General features: G+C 63.4%; 26 protein-coding genes and 1 tRNA gene. 12 read left to right on the plus strand and 15 right to left on the minus strand.

All coding sequences use genetic code 11. The annotated features are described in order from the left end of the window. Positions 1-95: 95 nt before the first annotated feature. The 3 genes from flgM to FHW69_RS01045 are packed head-to-tail and all read left to right on the plus strand — an operon-like array spanning position 96 to position 2,173. The gene (gene flgM / locus FHW69_RS01035) at positions 96-410 is read left to right on the plus strand and encodes a flagellar biosynthesis anti-sigma factor FlgM (RefSeq protein WP_183421142.1); all 315 of its coding nucleotides are present in this window, start codon (positions 96-98) and stop codon (positions 408-410) included. Beyond that, positions 407-847: a flagellar protein FlgN gene (locus FHW69_RS01040; RefSeq protein ID WP_183421143.1), complete on the plus strand. Its 441-nt coding sequence runs from the start codon at positions 407-409 to the stop codon at positions 845-847. Before flgM ends, FHW69_RS01040 begins: the two co-directional genes overlap by 4 nt. A gap of 51 nt (positions 848-898) precedes the next feature. Further along, positions 899-2,173: an HDOD domain-containing protein gene (locus FHW69_RS01045; RefSeq protein ID WP_183421144.1), complete on the plus strand. Its 1,275-nt coding sequence runs from the start codon at positions 899-901 to the stop codon at positions 2,171-2,173. A gap of 142 nt (positions 2,174-2,315) precedes the next feature. Here the strand turns inward: FHW69_RS01045 and FHW69_RS01050 are convergent, their stop codons facing one another. From FHW69_RS01050 to rsmD, 8 genes are all read right to left on the minus strand, one after another. Continuing rightward, complete coding sequence (locus FHW69_RS01050) at positions 2,316-2,723, minus strand: MAPEG family protein (RefSeq protein ID WP_183421145.1); 408 nt, start codon at positions 2,721-2,723, stop codon at positions 2,316-2,318. Positions 2,724-2,744: 21 nt separating this feature from the next. Next, positions 2,745-3,791: a TMEM43 family protein gene (locus FHW69_RS01055; protein WP_183421146.1), complete on the minus strand. Its 1,047-nt coding sequence runs from the start codon at positions 3,789-3,791 to the stop codon at positions 2,745-2,747. A gap of 23 nt (positions 3,792-3,814) precedes the next feature. Continuing rightward, complete coding sequence (locus tag FHW69_RS01060) at positions 3,815-4,666, minus strand: MBL fold metallo-hydrolase (protein WP_183421147.1); 852 nt, start codon at positions 4,664-4,666, stop codon at positions 3,815-3,817. Between the two features lie 3 nt (positions 4,667-4,669). Further along, positions 4,670-6,370 carry a gamma-glutamyltransferase gene (ggt, locus tag FHW69_RS01065; RefSeq protein WP_183421148.1) on the minus strand — a complete coding sequence of 567 codons (1,701 nt, stop codon included), beginning with the start codon at positions 6,368-6,370 and terminating at the stop codon, positions 4,670-4,672. Between the two features lie 72 nt (positions 6,371-6,442). Further along, positions 6,443-6,697, minus strand: a complete 255-nt coding sequence (locus tag FHW69_RS01070) for a YfhL family 4Fe-4S dicluster ferredoxin (RefSeq protein WP_183421149.1) — start codon at positions 6,695-6,697, stop codon at positions 6,443-6,445. Between the two features lie 92 nt (positions 6,698-6,789). Next, positions 6,790-7,293 carry a hypothetical protein gene (locus FHW69_RS01075; RefSeq protein ID WP_183421150.1) on the minus strand — a complete coding sequence of 168 codons (504 nt, stop codon included), beginning with the start codon at positions 7,291-7,293 and terminating at the stop codon, positions 6,790-6,792. A 23-nt stretch (positions 7,294-7,316) separates the two neighbouring features. Beyond that, positions 7,317-7,820 (minus strand): pantetheine-phosphate adenylyltransferase, encoded by a 504-nt coding sequence (gene coaD, locus FHW69_RS01080; RefSeq protein ID WP_183421151.1) that lies wholly within the window; start codon positions 7,818-7,820, stop codon positions 7,317-7,319. A gap of 27 nt (positions 7,821-7,847) precedes the next feature. Continuing rightward, a complete protein-coding gene (gene rsmD, locus FHW69_RS01085) occupies positions 7,848-8,435 on the minus strand; it encodes a 16S rRNA (guanine(966)-N(2))-methyltransferase RsmD (RefSeq protein WP_183421152.1) in 588 nt (195 codons plus the stop codon). 76 nt (positions 8,436-8,511) lie between these two features. Between rsmD and ftsY the strand changes: the two genes are divergently transcribed. The 8 genes from ftsY (at position 8,512) to FHW69_RS01125 (ending at position 15,265) form a co-directional block, all read left to right on the plus strand. Next, positions 8,512-9,660: a signal recognition particle-docking protein FtsY gene (gene ftsY, locus FHW69_RS01090; protein ID WP_183421153.1), complete on the plus strand. Its 1,149-nt coding sequence runs from the start codon at positions 8,512-8,514 to the stop codon at positions 9,658-9,660. Positions 9,661-9,723: 63 nt separating this feature from the next. Continuing rightward, on the plus strand, positions 9,724-10,788 hold the full coding sequence (locus tag FHW69_RS01095; protein ID WP_183421154.1) for an AsmA family protein: 1,065 nt from the start codon (positions 9,724-9,726) through the stop codon (positions 10,786-10,788). 1 nt (position 10,789) lies between these two features. Beyond that, complete coding sequence (gene mutY / locus FHW69_RS01100; protein ID WP_343203938.1) at positions 10,790-11,836, plus strand: A/G-specific adenine glycosylase; 1,047 nt, start codon at positions 10,790-10,792, stop codon at positions 11,834-11,836. After that, the gene (locus tag FHW69_RS01105) at positions 11,833-12,111 is read left to right on the plus strand and encodes an oxidative damage protection protein (protein WP_183421156.1); all 279 of its coding nucleotides are present in this window, start codon (positions 11,833-11,835) and stop codon (positions 12,109-12,111) included. Before mutY ends, FHW69_RS01105 begins: the two co-directional genes overlap by 4 nt. Positions 12,112-12,181: 70 nt before the next feature. Then, positions 12,182-12,257: transfer RNA gene (locus FHW69_RS01110), tRNA-Phe, on the plus strand. Positions 12,258-12,590: 333 nt separating this feature from the next. Next, on the plus strand, positions 12,591-13,928 hold the full coding sequence (locus FHW69_RS01115; RefSeq protein WP_183421157.1) for a PAS domain-containing methyl-accepting chemotaxis protein: 1,338 nt from the start codon (positions 12,591-12,593) through the stop codon (positions 13,926-13,928). 90 nt (positions 13,929-14,018) lie between these two features. Further along, positions 14,019-14,720: a tetratricopeptide repeat protein gene (locus tag FHW69_RS01120; RefSeq protein ID WP_183421158.1), complete on the plus strand. Its 702-nt coding sequence runs from the start codon at positions 14,019-14,021 to the stop codon at positions 14,718-14,720. Between the two features lie 41 nt (positions 14,721-14,761). Further along, entirely contained in the window at positions 14,762-15,265 is a 504-nt protein-coding gene (locus FHW69_RS01125) for a molybdopterin-dependent oxidoreductase (protein WP_183421159.1), read from the plus strand. A 69-nt stretch (positions 15,266-15,334) separates the two neighbouring features. Here FHW69_RS01125 and FHW69_RS01130 read toward each other — a convergent pair whose 3' ends face one another. From FHW69_RS01130 to FHW69_RS01140, 3 genes are all read right to left on the minus strand, one after another. Next, the gene (locus tag FHW69_RS01130; protein WP_343203984.1) at positions 15,335-15,739 is read right to left on the minus strand and encodes an HIT domain-containing protein; all 405 of its coding nucleotides are present in this window, start codon (positions 15,737-15,739) and stop codon (positions 15,335-15,337) included. 163 nt (positions 15,740-15,902) lie between these two features. Then, entirely contained in the window at positions 15,903-16,697 is a 795-nt protein-coding gene (locus tag FHW69_RS01135) for a PAS domain S-box protein (protein ID WP_183421161.1), read from the minus strand. Positions 16,698-16,933: 236 nt separating this feature from the next. Continuing rightward, entirely contained in the window at positions 16,934-17,203 is a 270-nt protein-coding gene (locus FHW69_RS01140) for a hypothetical protein (RefSeq protein WP_221195346.1), read from the minus strand. 158 nt (positions 17,204-17,361) lie between these two features. Here FHW69_RS01140 and FHW69_RS01145 point away from each other — a divergent pair, with 158 nt between their 5' ends. Continuing rightward, entirely contained in the window at positions 17,362-17,571 is a 210-nt protein-coding gene (locus FHW69_RS01145) for a hypothetical protein (RefSeq protein WP_183421162.1), read from the plus strand. Here the strand turns inward: FHW69_RS01145 and FHW69_RS01150 are convergent. The 4 genes from FHW69_RS01150 to ybaL form a co-directional block, all read right to left on the minus strand. Continuing rightward, entirely contained in the window at positions 17,546-17,989 is a 444-nt protein-coding gene (locus tag FHW69_RS01150) for a hypothetical protein (RefSeq protein WP_183421163.1), read from the minus strand. The genes FHW69_RS01145 and FHW69_RS01150 overlap by 26 nt on opposite strands. 123 nt (positions 17,990-18,112) lie before the next feature. Continuing rightward, positions 18,113-20,113: a glucose-6-phosphate dehydrogenase gene (gene zwf / locus FHW69_RS01155; RefSeq protein WP_255494477.1), complete on the minus strand. Its 2,001-nt coding sequence runs from the start codon at positions 20,111-20,113 to the stop codon at positions 18,113-18,115. Positions 20,114-20,146: 33 nt separating this feature from the next. Next, entirely contained in the window at positions 20,147-21,961 is a 1,815-nt protein-coding gene (locus tag FHW69_RS01160; protein ID WP_183421164.1) for a glycoside hydrolase family 15 protein, read from the minus strand. Positions 21,962-22,029: 68 nt separating this feature from the next. Further along, positions 22,030-23,724 (minus strand): YbaL family putative K(+) efflux transporter, encoded by a 1,695-nt coding sequence (gene ybaL, locus FHW69_RS01165; protein ID WP_183421166.1) that lies wholly within the window; start codon positions 23,722-23,724, stop codon positions 22,030-22,032. Positions 23,725-23,811 lie beyond the last annotated feature (87 nt).

The raw sequence follows: 23,811 nt of genomic DNA on the forward strand, positions 1-23,811 counted from the left end.
ACCTCTGTCACACTTTGCGGCCTGGTGCCGGTTAAAGTTTCCCGGCTGAAAGCCGATAAGCTGCCTGAAGGGAACAAACCCTCAAGGGACAACCCATGAATACGACGATCAAATCCGGCCTCCAGGCCCAGCTGCTCGCCCAACAGCAGGCTCAGCAGGCCCGCCAGAAAGACACCGCCGCAAGCACGGCTTCGGTGCTGTCCACTTCGGCTGTCAGTCGCACTGACGACAGCGTCCAGCTGACTGACTCGGCCAAGGCGCTCAGCGCTGCCAGCAGCGGCGACGGCATCGACACCAACCGCGTCGAACAGATCCGCGCACGTCTCACCGACGGCACCTACAAGCCGGACTCGCAGGCCATCGCAAGCAAGCTGCTGGCGATGGAGGGTCAGATCGGCGGCAAGGCATGAGCGAGTCCCTCCAGCCTGAATTCCATGCGGCACTCGGTGCCGTCATGAGCGATCTGGCGCGCGAGACGGACGCTCTCCACGAAAGCCTGATCGAAGAGCGCATGGCGCTTGATGCCGGCGACGTGGGTGCACTGGAAACCGTTGGCAGGACCAAGACCTCCCTGCTCGACCGTATTGAAAAACTGGACGTCGAACGTCGGCAGCTCTCCGAAGCGTCCGGCGTCGACTCGCTTGCCGATCCCCGCTGGTCCGCCACGCTTGCCGCGCTTGCGCAGTGCCGCCACCTCAACGAGGTCAATGGCCGCATCGTTGCGCAGCGTATTTCGCATGTGCGCGAAGCCCTGCGGGTACTGACCGGCAGCCCCGGCGATGACACCTACGGCCCCACGGGACTGCCCCGCAGCTCTCTGAGATCCGCGCCTCTCGCGCAGGCCTGACGGCTGCTGGCACCCCGCATTCCCACGATCACCCAACGGCGCCCGAAAGACATGTCAGCCATACCTCAGCCGACCGCGGTGAATGACGACGGCATCCTGCCGATCGTTCGTGTACCCATTCTTGACAAAAAGCAGTCGCTGTTTGCTTACGAACTGCTGTTCCCGCGTCCGGCCGGCACGGACATCGAAGCCGCTTCGCTCGCCCATACCCAGGCCACGCTCAGCGCCATCGCCGATGGCAGCCTCAAGCGCCTCGTTCGCGACAACCGTGCATTCCTGCACATGTCGCGCGACCTGCTGCTCGAACACAGCGACATTCTTCGCCACAACGCGCGTCTTGGCGCCAGCGTCGGCGCGGAAGTGGGCATGGACGAGCAACTGCTCGCACGCCTGCGCGAACTGAAGGGCCACGGTTGCCTGTTCGTGCTGGAAGACTTCAGCCTGCCGCCCGACCCGGAACAGCGCGCGGGCGTCGACGCACTGCTGCGCATCGTGCAGTTCGCCAAGGTCGCCGTCGATCACCGCCACCCGGTCGCCGCCCGCGCGCACATGGACTACGTCCATGGATTCGGCGTCAAAGTCATCGTCACCGGCATCGACAGCCATGAAACCTACGTGGATTACGCCGACCAGGACGTAGACGGCTTCCAGGGCAAATACCTGCTGCGCCCCGAGCGCGTGGACATGCCGCGCCTGGCCCCCAGCAAGCTTGGCGTGCTGCGCCTTATGGGCGCACTGCAAGACCCGGATAACGGCCCGGTGGAGCTCGGCAAGATCATTCGCGACGACGCCATCCTGAGCTACAAGCTTCTGGGTTGCGTCAACTCCGCGTACTTCGCCCTGCCCCGCCAGCTGAAGTCGGTGGAACAGGCGGCGGTGTTCTTCGGCGTCAACCGCATGCGCAACTGGATTTTCACCATGGCGGTTGCCGGCATGGATGAGCGTCCACCCGAACTTCTGCGCCTGGCGCTGATCCGGGCGCACATGTGCGAAAAGCTCGCCCGCGGCATCAAGCCGGAACTCCAGGAAATGGCGTTCACGGCAGGCCTGTTCTCGCTACTGGACACGCTGATGAACGTGTCCATGGCCTACGTCATGGAACACCTGCCGCTCGCCATCGAAATCCGCGAAGCCCTGCTTGAGGGCGCGGGTCCTTTTGCGCCGCTGCTGGATCAGATCCGTCACTGGGAACAGGGCGAACTGGAAACCGACAACGCGCTGCGCGAACAGCATCTGCAAACAATGGCTGCCATGTACGTGGATGCCGCCAACTGGGCAGATCACGTTTACGCCTTCGCAGACGGCACAGTCACTGCCGAGGCCTGATTGGCACGGATCGGCCCGCTTCGGCGGGCCGATCTGCATTCAGGGCACGATCAATGTCGCCTCACACGTTGCGCTGAAGAGTCAGCGCGCCGCCACGACGGCAAGCAGACACGCGCGGGCAACGCCACCGTACCGCCCTGCCTCAAGCCGTCGCCGCGATGATGTGGATCACCACATACTGCCAAATCAGCAACAGTGCCATCGCAACCATGGTGACAAGCGTGAGCACGATGCCCGACGCGCGCCCCGGCGAGTAACCCGATGAGCGCGACAGGCCCACCGCATGCACCACACGGCCCAGCACCAGCGCGATACCAAACAGGTGCAACAGCCACGGCGTGGTCTGATTGATTTCCAGAATCAACAGCAGGATCAGCGCCAGCGGAATGTATTCCGTAGCGTTGCCGTGCGCCCGGATGCCACGTGCGATCTCCGCATGGCCGCCATCGCCCATGCCGACCTTGGCACGATTCCGCTGCACGATGACGCGAATCGCCAGAATCAGCGTCCAGAGTGTGAGCAGTGCAGCGTAAAGCCCTGTGATCCGCATGGTCAGTTCCCTGAGGTGGTGTTACGAAACAGGCCGTTGCACACGCCAGATGGCGAGGCCGCCTGCCAGTACGGCGACCAGAATCCACACGGAGGCGGTCATCGCGTCCGCGCCCAGCCACATGACGCCAGCAACCGCTGCCACCACCACGCAGCCTGCGCCCAGCGCAAAGAGCACGTCCCCGCTGAAGCGGCTGCCACGCGCGAGCAGGAAAGCACCCGCCACGCCCAGCACAAGAGCCAGCAGGCGCAGCGCCAGCACGCCCTGGGGCGGCTCGGGCAGGCTGGGCAACACATCCAGCAGACTGCGATCACCCACCTGAACCTCAAAGCCCGGACCTGCCGCCGTGCTTCCGCTGGCGGGCACGAGGGTGTCGCCGTCAATGCGTGCGAGCACTGTCAGAGACTGCAACGGAATCGCTTCCCAGCTCACGCGCAGATCCCCCAGGCGCGGATGCCCGGGCTTCGAACTGGTCACGAGCATGTCGTCCGATTTCTGGAACGTCGCCGCTAGATTCGGAGGCAGCTTCGCCATGTCCGGAACGATGCGCACCGTGTCCGGGAATGCGCGCAGGATTGGCGTCGACAAACGGAAATTGCCCAGGCGAACTTCACCCGCGTCGAACTGACGCCCCTGAATCGGGAATGCGCCGGGGTTGATGTGACCTGAGGTGTGAGCGAAACCTGATGCATCAATGGGGTGATCCACCCAATCGAGCTCGTAGTTGGTGACGCCACTCACGTTGCGCTCGCGCCACTGGAACATTTCCACATGACGGATGAGAACGGGGGAATCCACAGCAACGTTGAATTCCGCATCGCGGGGCACTTCAACCACGCGGGGTACGCCGCTCACCCGGGTCAGCGAGCCGTACTGACCGCTGCCCGGTCGGCCATTGTCACCAAGGTCAAGCACGGGCGCACCGTGGTGCGCGCTCCTGGCGATGAAGTCGATGACCTGATGTTCGTTGTAAGCCACGACACCCAGGCCAACAAGCAGCAACAGTGCCCCGGCCGCGCGCGGCAACCATTGGACACCCTGCCCCGTGATAGTGAACTTCGACTTCATCCCGCCCCCAATCCTTTACGTCTTTATGCGTCCAGGCCAGCAAGACGCTCGATCACATCCACCGGCGTATAGCGCCCTTTTGGATCACGTGTCACCGATGCCAGCGCGCACGCGTGGTCATGGGTGAAAAACAGGCGCACGCCGCGCGCCATCTTGTCATCGAGAAACTGCTTCTTTTCGTCGATGAGTTTTTCCGGCCAACGGTCGTAGCCCATGGTAACCGGCAGATGCACCCACGCGGCACCCGGAATAAGGTCGGCGCAGAATGCCACCCCACCCACCTCGGCCAGCATCAGGCCCGGCGTGTGCCCTTCGGAAAAACTGAAGCGCACTGCCGGCCCCAGCGAGCTATGCCCGTCTTCCCCGATCAACTCCAGCCGGCCGCTGGCTTCCAGCAGCGTGTGAAGTTCCGGAATGAACGAAGCGCGGTCACGCGGATGGGGCGCAAGCGCCCTCTGCCAGTGATCCGCGCCGACCAGATAGCGGGCGTTCGGAAACAGCAGGCGGGCCGGGCTACCCTCCTGCCACGGCGCAAGCAGTCCGCCTGCGTGGTCGAAATGCAGGTGCGAGAGTACGACGGCGTCGACATCTTCGTGGGTCAGGCCCGCCTCGGCCAACGAGTCGAGCAGAACGTGGCGGCTTTCCACCACGCCATAGCGCTCGCGCATCGCAGGCTCGAAGAACGCGCCAATACCCGTCTCGAACAGGACATTGCGGCCGTCCAGACCGGTGACCAGGAGGCATCGGCATGCCAGTGGAATGCGATTTTGCTCATCCGGTGCGATCCAGCGTGACCACAACGCCCGGGGGGCGTTGCCGAACATGGCACCGCCATCCAGTTGCTGGGAATTGCCCATAAGCGACCAGAGCTTCATGCCTTACTGCACCTTGCCGAGGCCGGACGGGCGACGCGGATCACTGGCCGCATCCAGGCGGTTCGTGGCGTGATCCCAGATGACCACGTTCATGAAGCCCCACGGCGAACGGTCTTTGAGCACATGCCCCATGTCGGTGAGGGTCTTGGCCGTGGCTTCGTCGAACACCCCGGCTTCCACATCGACGCGGTCGGGCAGGTACTGATGGTGGAAGCGCTTCTGCGCAGCGATGTCGGCGGCGCTCTTGCCATCCACGAACGCCAGAATGCCTTCGAGCACCTGGGTGATGATGGTGGAACCACCCGGCGATCCGATCACCGCCGTGCGGTCCTTGCCAAACACGAAACTCGGCGACATCGAAGACAGCATGCGCTTACCCGGCTCCGGCGCATTGGCGTACGCGCCACGCAAGCCGAATGCGTTCGGCTGGCCGGGCACGAGAGCGAAATCGTCCATCTCGTCGTTCAACAGCACACCTGTGCCTTTAGCAACAAACGCCGAACCAAATTCCAGGTTCACCGTCAGCGTGGAGCCGACCATGTTGCCCTCGGCATCAATCACGGAGAAATGCGTGGTGTGCATACCCGGGTCGGTAGCCATCGCCGCCGGCAGAAGATCCGACGGCGTGGCCTTGTCCGGCGAGATGGTCGCGCGCAGGCCATCGGCGTAGTAACGCGATAGCAGCATGTCCAGCGGCATCTTCACGAAATCCGGATCGCCGAGGTATTCGTTGTGATCTCGGAACGCGCGACGCATCGACTCGATCACCAGATGCGTGGCATGCGCCTTGTCCAGCCTGGTCAGGTCAAAGCCGGACAAAATGTTGAGGATTTCCGCAATCGCGACACCACCCGACGACGGGGGCGGCGCGGTGACAATGCGATAGCCGCGATAGTCGACGGTAAGCGGTTCACGCTCCTTCACACGGTAGGAGGCGAGATCCGCTGCGGTCCAGTTTCCGCCGGCAGCGCGTGAGGCCGAGACCAGCATCTTCGCGGTTTCACCCGCGTAAAAGCCATCCACGCCCTTCTCTGCCAGTCGCTCCAGCGTGGCTGCCAGATCGGGCTGACGCAGTGTCCAGCCCTTCTGCGGCACCTTGCCATTGGGCAGGAGCAGCGAAGCAGACGCCGGCCAGCGGGCGAGGACTTCCTTGCGTCCGTCGATGGCGGCGAGGAAACGCTCGTCCGGCTGGAAGCCTTCGCGGGCAATACGGATGGCCGGTGCCAGCGATTCACGTAGCGGAAGTTTTCCGTAGTGCTCAGCCATCCAGACGATGCCCGCAGGCTCACCTGGAATGCCGGCCGACAGCGGGCCATTCATCGAGGTGTCGCGATTGGGCTTACCGTCCTTGCCGACGTAGACCTTCATGTCGACGGCTTTTGGCGCCGTCTCGCGGGCGTCGAGGAAGATGTCACGATTGTCCGAGGCGCGATGAAGCATCGCCATGAAGCCACCACCGATGCCAGAGCTTTGCGGCTCCACCACCGCCAGCGTGGACGACACGGCGACGGCGGCGTCAAACGCGTTGCCGCCCTTGGCCAGCACTTCAAAGCCGGCGTCGGTAGCGTGGAAGTTGGCGCTCGCGATGGCCGCGTGACCGGGGCCTTTTTCAGTAGCGGGCGAAGATGACGTCTGCGCGGCAGCGACATTGACGACTAGCAGCAGGCTCGCGGCAAGCGCGCGCCACGGATGGGCATGAACCATGAAAACGCATCTCCTGAAACGAAAACGAACGTCTGGGGAGAGGTTAACGCATGGCCGCCGGGACGGGGGGTGTCAGGACGCCTGCGCCATCAGGTGCTGGTACTTGAGTGTGAGCTGGTCGTTGGATTCAACGTGATCCGGGTCCACAAGAATGCACTCCACGGGGCACACCTCAATGCACTGAGGAACGTCGTAGTGGCCCACGCACTCCGTGCACAGGCTGGGCTCGATGACGTAGTACTCCTCGCCCAGCGAGATCGCCTTGTTGGGGCAAACCGGTTCGCAGACGTCGCAATTGACGCAGGTCTCGAGAATCTTGAGTGACATATCCTGATTTTACCCTACGAAAGCCCTCAAAACGACGAAGGGGCGCCGCAGGCTGCAGCACCCCTTCGTCTTGCCACCCTTGCGGGCAGGAATTACATGGCGACGAAACGAACCGTGGCGCCGCTGGCCGCCAGAGCGTCGGTGACGCGCTGCTGGTCAGCCTGGTCGCCGATGAACAGGACGATCACGCCCTTGAACGAGCCCGGCTGAGCGCCCTTGAAGGCTTCAACGATCAGGTCAGCCGTCTTGGCCGACTCCGGACCACCGAACACCAGCATGTTGCCCGGCGTGACGCCGCGGGCGACGGTGCCCTGCACGTTCTCAAGCTGACGGTCGCGCTTGTCCTTGCCGTCATCGTCGTCGCCGGCCGGCACGAAGTACGGGAACGGGCGGTCAGCCGTCATGCCCTGCATGTTCTTGCGCACGATCTGGCCGAAGTACTGGCTCCATGCCTTGGTGTCGGACGCATTGGTCGGCTTGGCGACAGCAGCTTCCTGAGCCACGGGAGCCTTGTCGGCGTCCTCGGACTTGTTGCAAGCGGTCAGCGCCAGGGCGGCGGTCAGGGCCACGGACGCGGCGAGGACAAACTTACGCATGATGATCACCTTAACGATGGTATTTATGAGGGATTGCGCCAGCGATGACGCATGGCCTGCTGCACCGCCGGATGCACGAAGCCGGAAATATCGCCGCCAAGGCGACCGATTTCACGCACAAGCGAGGAAGAGATGAAGCTGTATTGCTCAGCCGGCGTCAGGAACAGCGTCTCGGCCTGAGGAATCAGATGACGGTTCATGCTGGCCAGCTGAAACTCATATTCAAAGTCGGACACCGCGCGCAGACCGCGCAGGATCACACCGGCACCAATTTCGGACACGAAATGCGCCAGCAGGCTGTCGAAGCCGCGCACTTCCACATTGGGCAGGTCGGCCAGCGCCAGACGGGCCAGCGCGATGCGCTCGCCCAGACTGAAACCCGGGCCCTTGTTGGGGCTTTCCGCCACCGCCACCACGATGCGGTCGAACAGCGGCGCGGCGCGCGACACAAGGTCGGCGTGCCCGTTCGTAATCGGATCGAACGTGCCGGGGTAAACGGCAAGACGCGGATTGGCCGGAATGGTCATGAGTGGGGGCGGCTGGAGGATCGTCGCTTAGCTTAACGGATCGACCGGATGGCGGCGATAGAGCGTGTAGGCCACTTCACCCGCGACTCCCTCCCGGTGAGCCAGCCAGTTTGCGGGCATTTCGACCGGAGTATGGCGGGCCCTTTCCACATAGATCCAGGCGTGGCCCGCGAGCCAGCCTGCTTTTTCCAGCTGGGCGGCAATGGATGTCCAGGCTTCCAGCGCGAACGGCGGGTCCAGGAACACCACGTCATAGGGCTTGCCGGCAGGTGCCTGGCTGACCAGTCGTGCGGCGTCGTCTGCTGCCACCTCGGGGTTTTCCACCTTCAACCGGACGAGATTGGCTCTCAACGCAGCCGCCAGGCGCGGTTCGCGCTCCACAAAGCGCACACAGGAGGCGCCCCGGGAAAGTGCCTCGATCCCCAGTGCACCGGTGCCTGCATACAGATCCAGGCAACGGGCGCCATTGATAACCGGCTGCAGCCAGTTGAACAGTGTTTCGCGCACGCGCTCCGGCGTGGGCCTGAGCCCCGGCAGATCGGGTACATCCAGGCGGGAATTGCGCAGGTTTCCGCCACTGATGCGGATGCGCCCGGAGGCGGCCCGGCCGGTCATGCGCGGCCTCGCCGCTCAGCGGCTAGTTGGAACGGGAGTGATAGCATGCGCGCATTGTCTTTGAATCCTTCGCGCAATGCTCAAGTTCTGGAAGAAAAAGCCCGCCGAGCCGACCCCGACGCCCGCCGCTGACCCGGCACCCGTCGAAGAGCTGGCACCACCGGCTCCCTCCCCTGCGGCTGACGCGGGCTCTCTGGACAGTGCTCCGGGTCTTGCGGAAGTGCTCGCAGAGGCTCCGCCCGCACCGGCCGATGTCCCCGCGGTCACGCCGGACGTGGAGGAATCGGCTGTCGTCGAGGCCGCCCAGCCCGTGCGCCGCAGCTGGCGTGACCGGCTGTCCGGCAGCGGCTTTGCCAAAAGCCTCACCTCCCTGTTCGTCCGCAATCCGAAGCTGGACGACGACCTGCTGGATGAACTGGAAACAGCGCTCATCACCGCCGACGTGGGCGTCGAAGCCAGCACGAACCTGGTGGAAGACCTGCGTCGACGCATGCACAAGCGCGAGTTTGCAGATGCGTCCGCTCTTCTGGCCGCCCTGCGGGCGGAACTGGTTGCCCTGCTCAAGCCAGTGGAACGCCCGCTGGATGTCGGCACCCAGGCGCCCTTTGTCATCCTCACCGTCGGCATCAACGGCGTGGGCAAGACAACCACCATCGGCAAGCTGGCGCGCCGCTACAGCGATGAAGGCCGCTCGGTCATCCTCGCTGCGGGCGACACCTTCCGCGCTGCCGCCGTGGAACAGCTGAAGACCTGGGGCGAGCGCAACAAGGTGCCTGTCGTATCCCAGGGACAGGACGCCGACTCGGCGAGCGTCATCTTCGACGCCTTGCAGACTGCTCGCGCCCGCGGGTCTCAGGTTCTGATCGCCGACACCGCCGGGCGCCTGCATACCCAGGGCGGCCTCATGGACGAACTGGGCAAGATCGCACGCGTGATGAAGAAGCTGGACCCGGCCGCGCCGCACGAAGTGCTGATGGTCATTGACGGAACCACCGGCCAGAACGCCATCAGCCAGGTGCGCCAGTTCCTGCAGATCGTGGGCGTCACCGGTCTGGTGGTCACCAAGCTGGACGGCACGGCCAAGGGCGGCGTCATGTTCGCTCTCGCCCGCGAGTTCGGCCTGCCCATCCGTTATGTCGGCCTTGGCGAAACGGCAACCGACCTGCGCACCTTCAACGCGGAGGCATTCGTCGATGGACTGCTTCCCCAGGCGCTTGGCAACTGACCACGCCAGCACGCACATCGCCGCACGTGGCGCACCGATGGGTGAGCCACGGCGACGGCGGCCATGGGTAGCGCGCGCATGAACCAGCGCCTCAGGATCATTCTCTTTTCCGTGGCGGGCCTTGCGCTCGCACTGCTGCTGGCGGTGTTCATCGCCGTGCACGTGGTACTGCAACCGGAACGCTTTACGCAGCTTCTGCAGGCACAGGCGCGCCGCGTTGGCCTGGAGCTCACGCTCGCCAATCCGGCAAGCCCCACGCTGTGGCCAAGCCCCGCCCTTGAACTCAGCGGCCTCACCCTTACAGCACACGGAGCCACCGCGCCGATGGTCGCCGCATCGCGCGGACGGCTGGTCTTGCCCTGGCATACGCTTCTGGGTGGCGAAACCGTCATTTCCCGTCTGGAACTCGACGGCGCACGCATCGACCTTGGCGCACTCACCGCCTACGTGGACAGCCTGCCTTCGCGCGCATCCACCGCCAGCGCGACGCTGCCCACCATTGATGCCGGTTTCAGCATCACGCGCGGCACACTCCTGCGTGGCAACCGCCTCGTGCTAAGCAACGTGGCAGTGGAAGCAGGACGGCTGGCCAGCGGCGAGCGCTTCCCCTTCTCGTTGTCAGCGCACACGGCAGATGGCACGCCTTACACGGTAGACCTCAAGACCACGCCGAACCTCGACGCGGGCATCCTGTCCCTTGGCGACGTCGCCTTGCACATCACCAGCGACCCGGCTTTCAGCGCAGACCTCGCGGGCGAAGCCACGTGGAACGGTGGTGCGGATATTGGCGCACAGCTTGCAGGCAAAATCGTACGCGCCGGTGGCGAAAGCTATGACGTGGTCACCAGCGTGACGCCGGCCAGCCAGAACGAACCACTGTCGATCGCGCTTCGCCTTGATGGCGAAAAAGACCACGCCGACGTCCGCCTTCCGCCACTGGAAATTTCCGACTGGTGGGCATCGTTCAACAAGGGCGGCCCGCTGACACTGCCGCCTGTTCGCGGCAGCATCCAGGCCGATGTCATCGACTCGGGCAGCTTCCATGTCGAAGGCCTGCGCATCGAAGCCAGCGACGCTCCCGTCGCGGCATCATCTGCCGCCCCTTCGGCGCCGACCAAAAAGCCCTGACGTGAATCCATTTGCTACTGAACTGCTGCGCTGGTTCGATCACCACGGCCGCAAAGACCTCCCGTGGCAGCACCCGCGCGATGCCTATCGCGTGTGGCTGTCCGAAATCATGTTGCAGCAGACCCAGGTCGTGACCGTCATCGGATACTTCCAGCGGTTCGTCGAACGCCTGCCAACACTGCGCGATCTTGCTGAAGCGGACGAAGACGTTGTGCTGGCCCTCTGGTCGGGCCTTGGCTACTACCGACGCGCACGCTTTCTGCATCAGGCCGCGAAGCTTTGCGTGGAGAGGCATGCGGGCGAGTTGCCGCGTGACCTTGATGCGCTGATGGCATTGCCGGGTATCGGGCGCTCCACCGCAGGCGCCATTCTCGCGCAGGCGTGGGGCCTTCGCTTTCCGATTCTGGACGGCAACGTCAAGCGCGTGCTCACCCGCTATCACGGCGTCGCTGGCCACCCCGGTGAGAGCGCCATCGAGAAGCGTCTGTGGGTGTTCGCCGATGAACACACGCCACCCACGCGCAGCGCGGACTACACCCAGGCGATCATGGATCTCGGAGCCACGGTCTGCGTGCGCACAAAGCCGCTATGCACGCTTTGTCCGCAGGCCACACGCTGCGTCGCGCATCGCGACGGACTTACCGCCGTGCTGCCAACGGCAAAGCCCGGAAAGAAAAGCCCCACACGCACGACCGCCATGTTGGTCATGCGAGACAGCGAAGGCCGGGTGCTGCTTGAGCGACGCGGCCCACAGGGCGTGTGGTCCGGCTTGTGGAGCCTGCCAGAGGCCACCGATGCGCAAGACGCTGCTGCCCGTGCGCAGCAACTGGCACGCGTGGACGAAGCCAGCGCCCTCCCCTCGTTCACCCACGTCTTCAGCCACTACAAACTGGACGTATCGCCCATACTGTTCGACCATGCGAGCCCCCTGCGCGCCGTCGGCGATTCACCCGACCTGCGCTGGTGCAATGCGGAGGCGATCAAGGCCATGGGCCTGCCCGCGCCCGTGCGCACGCTGCTGACCCAACTTCTGGAGACATCCCCATGACGCGCACCGTCAACTGCGCCAAGCTCGGCCGCGAAGCCGAAGGCCTCGAATTTGCACCGTGGCCCGGCGATCTCGGCCGTCGCATTTACGACCAGGTGTCCAAAGAAGCCTGGACCCAATGGCTGGCCCACCAGACCATGCTCATCAATGAAATGCGCCTGAGCCCGCTGGACCCGAAGACGCGCACGTTTTTAAGCGGCGAAATGGAGAAATTCTTCTTCGGTGGCGACGTCGTGCAACCCGTCGGTTACGTTCCCCCTGAAGATCACACTTGACGACCCGCTCGTCAGCCGCTTTAATACGCGGCTCCACCCAGCACGCAACGTTCGATTGCGGGCATCCAGTGGCTGAGTAGCTCAGTTGGTAGAGCAGGGGATTGAAAATCCCCGTGTCGGCGGTTCGATTCCGTCCTCAGCCACCATTCTTCAAAGGCTCGCATCCGTTGCGGGCCTTTTTTGTTTTTGGGGTTTGCGGCGGGTGTGCCCAGGTGCGACACCACATAGGTTGAGTTGCTGAAATGCAAGCGCCCCGCTTCCGATGCGCCCCTGGCTGCCAGATGAGTGGCGGCCGAAGCAGTTGCACGGTGAGAGTGATTGGGCTCGGACGCGAGCCTGCTCCCACAAATGACCGATCTGCTTAACCTGAACGGCTAGCACGTACTAAAACCCAAAAATGTGACAAATTCGGCAAATTTGCTAAAGAAGCATTTTCAGGCGCCGATACCCGGACTACCCCACCCCGTCCGGAGATACCCATGCGCCAGTGGTTCAGACGAACAGCCGACATGCGGTCGCGGCTTGCCGCGCTCGACAAGGTTCAGGCCGTCATCGAATTCGCCCCGGACGGAACCGTACGCCACGCCAATGCCCTGTTCCTCGAGGCCACTGGCTATGCGCTGGAAGACATCGTTGGACGGCATCACCGCATGTTCGTCGATCCGACGTACGCATCCACTCCGGCCTACGAAAAGTTCTGGGATGACCTGCGCTCAGGCGTGCCGGATGCCGGCCTGTATCAGCGAGTGAACAGCAACGGAGAAACTATCTGGCTACAGTCCTCCTACAACCCGCTGTTCGACAGCCGGGGCATCGTGCATGGCGTCATCAAGTACGCGACCGATGTCACACAGCAGCGCACGGCAGCGGCCGACATGGATGGACGGCTTCAGGCCATTGATCGTGCACAGGCGGTAATCGAATTCGCACTCGACGGCACCATCCTCGATGCGAACGACAACTTCCTCGCAGCAATGAACTATCGGCTGGAAGACATCGTGGGCAAGCACCATCGCATCTTCGTTGCGCCCGACGAAGCGACATCTGCCGCCTACCACGAATTTTGGGCACGCCTGCGCGATGGCGTGCATGATGCGGCGCTCTACCGGCGCTACGGCCGGGGCGGCAAGGTCGTCTGGATTCAGGCCACCTACAACCCCATTTTCGATGCGCGCGGCGTACCGGTGAAAGTCATCAAGTACGCCACCGACATCACACCGCAAACGGTGGCTGCACAAGCCATGCAGCGCGAAGTTGTGAGCCTGTCTGACACGGTGACGGACAATGCGCGAAAAGCCGTCAGCGCCAGCGACATGGCTACGGGGGCGATGCAGGCTGCCGCCCGTGGCGGCGAAGTTGTGACCAGCGTCATCCGCAAAATGGACTCCATCGAGCAGAGCACGCGCTCGATCACAACGGTGCTGGACCTGATTGACTCGATCACCTTCCAGACGAACGTGCTGTCGCTTAACGCAACGATCGAGGCGGCTCGTGCAGGCGAAAGCGGACGCAGCTTCGCGGTGGTGGCCGACGAAGTTCGCCAGCTTGCCCATCGCAGCGCCCGTGCAGCCAGCGACATTCACGGATTGGTCGCCACGGCTCAACTGGACGTGAGCGAAGGCACCAGCCTCGCCGGTACCGCCGGTGACGCCATGCGCGAGCTTGAAGAAGCCATCGCAGGAGTCACCCAAGTCACAGCGTCCATCAACGAAAGTGCCACCCTGCAATCGGCCGGCATCCTGCGGGTGCATCAGGCGGCGGCGGAGCTGGAAGCGGTTTACGGTCGCCACGAGGACCACCTTCGACTGGCATCGTGACAGCGAGGCGGATTCTCCGCGAGAATGTGCAGCGCGTCACACCTTCGGCCAGCCGGCCGCCCTGTGACCGCACCTCACGGGGTAGACCGCATGTCAGAGCAGCACGAAGACTTCGTTGCACCTGATCGCTCGCCGCATTCCCCGGGCGAGCCTGTCGTGGTTACCGATAACGATGCTGCCACGCTGGCCTTGCTTGAAGCACGCGCGGCTGCCGGGCATACCGATGCGGCCTATGCATTGGGCACGGCCTACATGCTCGGTCGGGGCGTACGTTCCGACCGCACCCTCGCGCTGCACTGGTATGAAAAAGCACACACCCATGGTCACTCCAGCGCAGCGGCACGCATTGCGGCAATCACTGGTGTTCGTCCCGCCGACGTCGTCGAAACGCTGACTGCTCCAGCGGCTGCCGCCGATGCGGACTCACTTTTTCGTCAGGCACAGCAACTGGAAGTCGGCTTTCAGGTCGAGCAGGACATGACTCGCGCCATCGCCCTGTACAACGAGGCTGCCGACCTGGGGCACGGGCAAGCGCAGTACGCACTGGGCATGCTGACCCTTGGCACCCGGTCGGATAAAGCGGGCGTTGCTGACGCATTTCGCCTGCTACGCATGGCGGCGCTTCAGGAAGTGCCTGAGGCCCAGTACGAGTTGGGCCGACTTCATGCCGCAGGCAAAGGCACCACACGCAACATGGCCGTGGCCAAAGCGTGGTATCGGAAAGCCGCCGCGCACGGGCATATTGGTGCGCGCCGCATTATGGAAGCCCGTCCGTGGTGGCGCTTCTGGTAACGTCCGGCCTTCCACACTGGACGGCCTGGCGGAGTATCCCCATGCGTATTGCATTTACCTGCGGACTGGCAGCCTGCCTCCTTCTGGCCCCTCCGCTGACGCGGGCTGCCGAAAGTCCTGCAACGATCTCACCCGCCTCAACCGTCACGCTGACGACAGCAGCGCTTGAAGGACTTGTACGAACGCATGTCAGTGGGTCGATTCATGGCGGCCCGGTGATGGATTTTGAAGGCGTCGCGCTGATGGATGTGCTCCGCAAGGCTGGCGCCGTTGCCGATGGAAAGCTGACAGGGCGCGCGATGGCCAACGTGGTGCGCGTCACGGCGACGGATGGTTATACCGCCGCGTTCTCCATAGCCGAACTCTCTCCCGATGTAGGCGCCGGCACCGTGATCGTTGCGGACAAAGCCAACGGAAAAGCAATCGAGGCCACCGACGGCCCCTTCCGCCTCGTCGTTCCCGGCGACAGGCGTCCTGCTCGATGGGTGCGTCAGGCTGTGCGTCTGGATGTTTTTGATCTGGGGCAGGCCCGAGCGGGCCACTGAGTTGCCCCTGTGGGAGCGCGATTGCGCGCGATATGCCCCTGCCCGGAATCTGGCCAGACAAAGTGCACCCTATCGCAAGGCGTCCCGGAGACTGGCTGCCAGTTCCATGCGCTCCGCGATGGTGTAGGCCACCTTCTGCCCTCCATAGAGTCCGTCGTTCGCGTAGCGCGGAAATACATGAAGATGAAAGTGCCACACATCTTGATTGCCGGCGGGCCCGTTGTGTTGACGGGTGGAAATGCCTTCACACCCGAAGGCACTCTGCATGGCGTGCGCGAGGCGACGCGTGGCGCGGAAGAACGCGCTGCCAAGGTCGTCCGGGATGTCCAGCACATTCTCGTAGTGGCTCCGGGGCACCACCAGACAATTGCCTTTTATTCCAGCGTAATGGTGCGTCGGAACGAGAGCGAACACATGGGCGTCCACCAGTACAACAGCTGATTCCGGAGCCGGCGACGGAAGCGTTTCAGCAATACCGCAAAACGGACAGTCGTATCCGGGTGGAGCATGCTTCATAGAGGCCTGACTACAGATGGAGCCCATGGCGGGGCGTCGTCCGGATTCTGTGGCGCGCTCCGGATACCCGTCAAGGAACTCCGAGCCAGAGGTTCCAGAGGCATCGCGATGGCAGGCTGGCTTACAGAAGTGCCGGAGCCGCACGCGCCGCCGCCATGGTCTCGGCGACGTCCGCGCCAAACAGGCGACGCTCGCGCTCCGGCGCAATGGCCTGTGCCGTAATTTCGCTGGCGTACTTCACGACTTTGATCGGGCGGCCGTTGGCATCAGGGATCGGCGTATAAGTCGCCTGAATCCAGACGACGCGACCATTGCGACCCAAGCGCCGGTATAGCGCGCTGTCATGGTGGCCTGAACGAAGGTGGCGCCAGAACGCCATGTAGTTTTCGGTCTTCGCCTCTTCCGGGTCGACGAATATGCTGTGATGTTTTCCGACAACATCATCGAGCCGGTAATCCAGGGCACGCAGGTAGGTCTGATTGACCGCCAGAATCGTCCCGTTCATCGAGAACTCGACCACGCCCTGCGAGCGGTCCACCGCGTGCAGTTGCTGACGCAGGTCGGCCGTGTAGGCAACCTCCTGAGTCACGTCCGTGGCGTACGCCACCACGCGAGAGATCCTGCCCTTCCGATCAGGCACGGGCGTGTAGGCCACCTGCAACCAAAGTTGCCGTCCAGACCGCCCTCGCCACAGGAACACGCCAGATTCTGCCGCACCTTCACGAAGCCGCTGCCAGAACGCGGCATCAGTATCGCTGCGCACACCGTCAGCGCCCGCAAAGAACATGTGGTGCTGGCCCAGCACGTCCCGGGGCTCATAGCCCGTGAGAGCAAGAAACACGGCATTGGCTCGCTGAACCACGCCATCGGGACCGAATTCCACCACGGCCTGAGTACGTTCAATGGCCTCCAGCATGGCCCGCATATCAGCGTCTTCGCGCCGCGACTTGCCCCACCACCACATACTTTGCCCGCTCCGACAATGTGATCCACATCACATAGCGGCGCATTCTAAAGGACCTTTACCCGGATAAAATCATTTTTGTCATTTCGTTCAGTTTATCGACCCTCCTCGCCGACCGGCCGGCGAGAGATCGCGCGGCTAACCCGCCATCGCGCCAGCGACGCGCGGAGGGTGTACCGCAAAACGAATCAGACCTGAGCGAAAGACACCACGGCTTCGCGAGGCTCGGCCGGAGCCTTGCGGGCCGGGGCGGACTTCGGGCTGGAAGGCGATACGCGGCCCAGCGTGATGTTCTTCGATGCCCGCACTTCCCGATTGGCGAAGGTCCAGATCTCACCGGTCTCCGTGATGAACACGGTCCAGTACAAATCTGACTCCGGACCATAGTCCAGCAGGAAGTGGGCGAAACCTTCGCCCTTGGGCGTGTTCATCGGTAGCGGCGGATTGAGCTGGATCATGACGTTCCTCCTGACAGGGAGTTATGGGCATGGCCGCGTCGTGTCCGGGTGAATGAGCTGTCGGTAACGAAATCATCCTTTTGGCGTGCGGCCATTCACAGGCGCAGAGGCTAAAATGCGCTACAACCTTTGCACTGGAATACAGGGGAAACCAAGGCGTGCATGCAAGGAATTTTGCGGTATCCGTGATTCAGCCCGGCGGCAAGGCTGCCATTGAAATCGAGTTCAACGAGAAAGTGCACGGCCTCGGCGGCGACACTCTGTGGCTGTCGCTCAACGACGACGCCACGCCGGCCGAAGCCGAGCAGCTGAAACAGCTTCTGGAGCGGCTTGGTCACAGGCTTACCGTGACCAACGTGCGCTCCTGATCGCAGGTGACGTCGGTAGCGGATCGTTCGCAGCGACCCGCACCGGCGTCATGGCTGGCGTGAGAAGCAGATGATTGGTGCCATGCGTTTTGCCGCAGCCCAGGCACTTTCGATACAGGCCCAGCCCACGACGCCCTGCCCGCGCAGATCCCAGAAGACACCCGCACACATAGCAGCCTGACGTGCGGCCACGCTCCCAGAGCTTCACGCGGATGGTCTGCCCCACGCCGATGGCGCAGGCGACGACCAAGCCCAGGAAAAACAGGTACGTCGGCACATCGGAGTAGACCGCGCGTCCACCGAAATCACCCGGCAACTCCTGCGCCGCCTTCGCACAGGCGGCAGCGGCAAACCCCGCCGCCAGCGCCAACACAGCCGGCAGGTACAGCCTGACGTACATACGCGAAGCGTAAGACATGGTGATTCCCCTTCTTCAAGCCGCCGGGCCTATCCGGCTTCTGGCAGCACCATAGGCTGCGCAGGGGTCTAGCGCTCGTGAATACCGGTGTGGCCGTTTTCGGCCACACCGGTTACATGGTGCTTACCGACGCGTCGTTCGGCCTGCGGCCGGCTTCCGGCGGACCACTGGCTTGCGTGAGACCGAGGCTTTGGCCGGCGCCTTTCGTGCCGCACTGGCACGGGTCGGAGGCTTTTTCACGACAGCTGCTGAAACCTTGCGCGCCGTCCCTGACTTGCCGACCGCGGACTTCACGGCAGCACGCTTCGCGGTCGTTTTTTTCGCGCTGACCACTTTGGCCTTTGCCGGTTTTGCGACAGCCGCGCGGGCAACGGTTTTCACCGTCGTTTTCCGCACCGCCGACTTCGTCACTGCCGCTGTCCGGCCGCCCGACTTCTTCACCGCAGCCTTCTTCGCAGCTACCTTGCCGGTAGCCGTCTTGCGTGCCGCGGGTTTACGCACAGCCTTTTTCGCGGCTGGACTACTCGTTTCAGCACTATCTGACGCCGCGGACTTGCGCGCACTGACACGTCGCCCCGCCGGGTCCACGTTGGCGTTGAGCGGGCGCCACGAACGACCGCCCATCGCAAGCAGGGTGTCCGACGACGCTGGTCCCGCACTGCCCGACGCATAGTTCGGAAAATCAGCCGGAGTACGCTGCGCCCAGTCGTCCAGCACCGGCTGCACGGCGCGCCAGCAAGCCTCGACCATGTCCGCGCGCTGGAACAGCGTGGCGTCGCCGGTCATGCAGTCGTACAGCAGTGTTTCGTAGCCCACGTTGGGCTCGGCACGGAACCAGTCTGCGTACTTGAAGTCCATGCGAACGGGGGCAAGCTCCACACGCGGACCAGGACGCTTCACATCAAACTGAAGGGAAATGCCTTCGTCCGGCTGAATCTGCAACACCAGCCAGTCCGGCCCGAACGCATCCATGCCGGTGCCACGGAACGGAGCAAAGGGCGCGGACTTGAAGCGGATGGCAATTTCCGTCGTGCGCCGGGTCATGTGCTTACCCGTGCGCAGGTAGAACGGCACGCCTGACCAACGCCACGTGTCGATGGCAAGCTTCATTGCCACGAAGGTTTCCGTGACCGAGTCAGCCGCCACATCGGGTTCTTCACGATAGGCACGGGCCAGTGCACCAGCAACGGCGCCCGGGCCGTACTGACCGCGTACGGCATCTTCCGGGCCAATGGGACGAATGGCTTCGATGGCCTCGGCCTTGCGCGTGCGTACGGCTTCAGCGTCAAAAGAACTGGGCGGTTCCATCGCCACCATGGCGAGCAACTGGAAGAGATGGTTCGGCACCATGTCACGCAGGGCACCGGTCTGCTCGTAGAACGAACCGCGACGTTCCACACCCACGGTTTCAGCCACGGTGATCTGCACGTGGTCGATGCGATCACGGTTCCAGATCGGCTCGAACAATCCGTTGGCAAAACGGAACGACAGAATGTTCTGCACCGTTTCCTTGCCGAGGAAATGGTCAATGCGGTAAATCTGATCTTCGCGCAGCACCTTGCCGATGCGTTCATTGAGTGCCACGGCAGAGGCCAGATCATGACCAAACGGCTTCTCGATGATCACGCGGCGCCAGAAACCGTTGTTGTCTTCAGTGAGCCCGGCTTCCTTCAGCTTCTCGATCACATCGCCGAAGAAACGCTCGGGTGTGGCGAGATAAAAGAGCACATTGCCTTCGGTGCCGCGCTTACGCTCAATGGCTTTGAGCTTCGTCGCCAGGCTGCTGAAAGTGCTGGCGTCGTCGAAGTCGCCAGCGTGATAGGTCATGCGGTCGGCGAGCCAGTCCCATGCCTCGTTGTCCAGCTTGCCCGAGCCCCCCGCGTTGCCCACATAGCGCTCCAGCGCGCCACGCAGATTGCGCTTCCAGGTGGCATCGGCAAGCTTGCCGTGGTTGACGCCGACGATGGAAAAATTGTCAGCCAACAGGCCGGTGCGACGCATGTTGTAAAGCGCGGGCACCACCAGCCGGCTGGTAAGGTCGCCACTGGCGCCGAAGATCACCACCGTACAGGGATCGGCGGGATGCGACCGCGACATCGCGCGCTTCGGTTGGGCTTGGCTCATGCACGAACTCCTTTCAGACTGCGATAGTTGAATTCAGGCGCGTTGCGCGACGGACTCGCCACGATGCACGTCGGCGGTCGCACTCTTCGCATGGGTCATGCTGAAAGCAGCGTTGACCAGTGCCACATGCGAAAAAGCTTGCGGGAAATTCCCCAGCAGCCGCTTACTGCGCGGATCGTACTCCTCCGCCAGCAAACCCACATCGTTGCACAGGCCGACCAGGCGAAGAAAAAGCTCACGGGCATCCTCATGGCGCCCGGTGGCAACGAAGTTTTCCACCAGCCAGAAGCTGCATGGAAGGAACTCACCCTCGCCCGGCGGCAGGCCATCCACACCCGTCTGCGTGTGGTAGCGGCGAACAAAACCACCGACCATCAGATTCGTCTCGATGGCCTCGATGGTCTTCAGCACACGGGGGTCATCGGGCGGCAGGAAGTCGGTCAGCGTGACCAGCAAAAGGCTCGCATCCAGATGCTCCGAACCGTACGCCTGCACGAAGTAGCCGTGCTCCGGGTGCACGCCGTTGGCAAGAATGTCCGCATGGATCTCGTCCGCCAGCTCGGCCCATCGCGCCGTAAGTGCAGGATCGCGTCCGTCACGCACCTGGTCGGCCGCGCGACGGAATGCCAGCCACGCCATGACTTTGGAATGCACGAAATGTTGCGGCTCGCCGCGGATTTCCCAGATGCCCTCGTCCGGCGTCCGCCAGATGCCCGCGAGGTGGTCGAGAAAGACTGCCTGGACACTGTCGTCTTCCGGCTTCATGTTCACGCCGTTGCGCAGTGCGTGATCAAACGCACCCACCAGTTCGCCGAAGATATCCAGCTGAAACTGTTCGGCGGCTGCATTGCCTATGCGAACGGGACGGGAATTCTCGTATCCGGGCAGGAAATCCAGTTCGTGTTCATGCATGCGCCGCTCACCCGCCAGGCCGTACAGCACCTGCAACTGACCGGGTGTGCCCGCAATGGCACGACGTACCCAGTCACGCCATGCCGCAGCTTCGTCGTGATAGCCCGCGTTGACGAGGGCGGTGAGCATGTAGGTCGCATCCCGGGCCCAGCAGAAACGATAGTCCCAGTTGCGCGAGCCGCCGATGTGCTCGGGCAGCGAGGTCGTGGGCGCAGCGACCAGACCGCCAGTAGGCAGGTAACTCAGACCCTTCAGCGTAATCAGTGAACGACGCACGATATCCGACCATTCGCCCGTACCGTTGCATCGGGACGACCACTCTTCCCAGAACGCCGTGGTTTTTTCCAGCGCATCCGCAGCGTCGATGGGATCGGGTGCGGGCAGATGCGACTGGCCGTAGGTCAACACGAATGGGATGGACTCGCCCGCGTTGACGGCGAAGTCGGCCACGCTGTGGAAGTCCTTGCCCTCCAGTTCTACGGGGCTGCGCAAAATCAGGAGATCCGGGCCTGCAACCGCCCGCGTCGAGCCGTCCTCCTGGCGCACCACCCAGGGGATGCTGCAACCGTAGTCGAAACGGATGACCAGATCGGTCCCGAAATCCACGCGCCCTTCCAGGCCTTCGACAATACGCACAATGCCGACGGCGTCGCCCACGATGGGCATGAAATCCACGACGCGTGCCCGGCCCGTGGACGTGGTCCACACGGTTTCCAGGACAAGACTGCCGTCGATGTAGGAACGCGTGCTGGTGGCCTCGGCGTCATGCGGAGCGATCAGCCAGCGGCCGTGTTCGTCGGTACCCAGCAGGGCCGCAAAGCACGCCGCCGCGTCGAAGCGGGGCACGCACATCCAGTCGATCGAGCCGTCGCGCCGCACCAGGGCGGCGCTTCGGCAGTTGCCGATCATTGCGTAATCTTCAATGCGTGCCGCCATCAGGGTTTCCTCAAGTCGATCTGTTGATCGGCTGAAGGTAGCGGCGACGCCGTTAGTGCGACGTGTGCTTAGAAGACCGGCGGGGCGCTGGGCCTTTCGCAGGAGGCCTCAAACAGGCTGCGCGCAAGTTCCTGCTCTCCGTAGATCACGCGACTGGCGCCCAGCCCGGCCAGATGGGCCACGCATTCTTCCGAATGGGCACGCGCCACGATATCCAGGTCCGGCCGCTCGGCGCGGGCCGAGCGCACGATCTGACCCGCCTCGAACGGGTTGGGCACGGCAACAATCAGGGAGGCTGCCTGCGCCAGATTCGCCGCCGCCAGCACCGCGACGGAGGCCGCATTGCCCACGATGACCTCCGCTCCGCCGTTTTCGCGCAGCGGCCTGACAGCGTCCTCGTCGGTTTCGATCACCAGCACCGGCTGGCCGGACTTGCGCAGCTTTTCGAAAACGCGGCGCCCCACCCTGCCAAAGCCCACGAGCACCGCGTGGCCTGCCAGCGAGCTGACCGGCTGGGGTTCGATTTCGTCGGGCATGATGGCCTCGACCACGGGCACTTCCAGCGCTTCGCTGCGTTTTACCCAGCGATCCAGCGCCACGAAAAGCAGCGGGTTGACCAGGATCGACACGATGGCTGCTGCAAGCAGGATGTCGCGCGCTTCCTCGCTCAGCAATCCCTGCGTCACGCCAAGGCCGGCGAGGATGAACGAGAATTCGCCGATCTGCGCGAGGCTGACGGAAATGGTGAGCGCCGTCTTGATCGGACGGCCGAAGGCCCGAACGATCACGAAGGCAGCGGCCGACTTGCCAAAGATGATGATGAGACAGGCGGCCAGCACAATCCACGGGCTTGACAGCAGGATGCCCGGATTGAAAAGCATGCCGATGGAGACGAAGAACAGCACGGCAAAGGCGTCGCGCAACGGCAGCGTTTCTTCCGCAGCCTGCTGGGAGAGCTTGGACTCGCCCATCATCATGCCGGCGAAGAACGCGCCAAGCTCGAAGGACACATCAAACAGGTGCGCGGCACCAAATGCGACGCCCAGCGCGATGGCCAGCACAGCCAGGCGGAACAGTTCCCGCGAGCCACTCTGCGCCACGGCCTGAAGCACCCAGGGAATCATCCGCTTGCCCACGACCAGCATCAGGGCGATGAACAGCGCCACCTTGCCGAAGGTGAAGGCGACCACCTTGGCCAGTTCGCCCAGCGACTGGTCGTGCTGCGCCTGACCGGTGCCAAGAAAGCCACCAATGGCAGGGAGAAGCACCAGCGCCAGCACCATGGCGAGGTCTTCCACAATCAGCCAGCCCACTGCGATGCGGCCGCGATCGGTATCCAGCAGACGTCTCTCCTCGATGGCGCGCAGCAGTACCACGGTGCTTGCGACCGACAGGGCAAGACCAAACACGAACCCCTGCGCGAGCGGCCATCCAAGCGCCCAACCGAGTCCCATGCCCAGCAGCGTGGCCACGGTCATCTGCACCGCAGCGCCGGGAATGGAAATGGCCTTGACGGCCATCAGATCCTTGACCGAGAAGTGCAGACCTACACCGAACATCAGAAGGATGACGCCGAGGTCAGCCAGCTCCTGAGCAATACCCGCGTTGGCGACATAGCCAGGGGTAAAGGGACCGGCCACCACACCTGCGAGCAGATAGCCCGCCAGCACGGGGAGCCGGAGCCGGTGCGCGATGGCACCGAAAATGAAAGCGAGCACCAGTCCACCAACGATGGTGGCGATGAGAGGCGTTGCGTCGTGCATGGCGGCTCCTTGAGTCGTCGTTTACTGGCGCCACGCCGTGGCAACAGCGAATATCCCCCGTCCGGACGTTAACGTATTCCGGGTCCC

This window comes from Luteibacter sp. Sphag1AF, from assembly GCF_014192715.1.
Lineage (GTDB): Bacteria > Pseudomonadota > Gammaproteobacteria > Xanthomonadales > Rhodanobacteraceae > Luteibacter.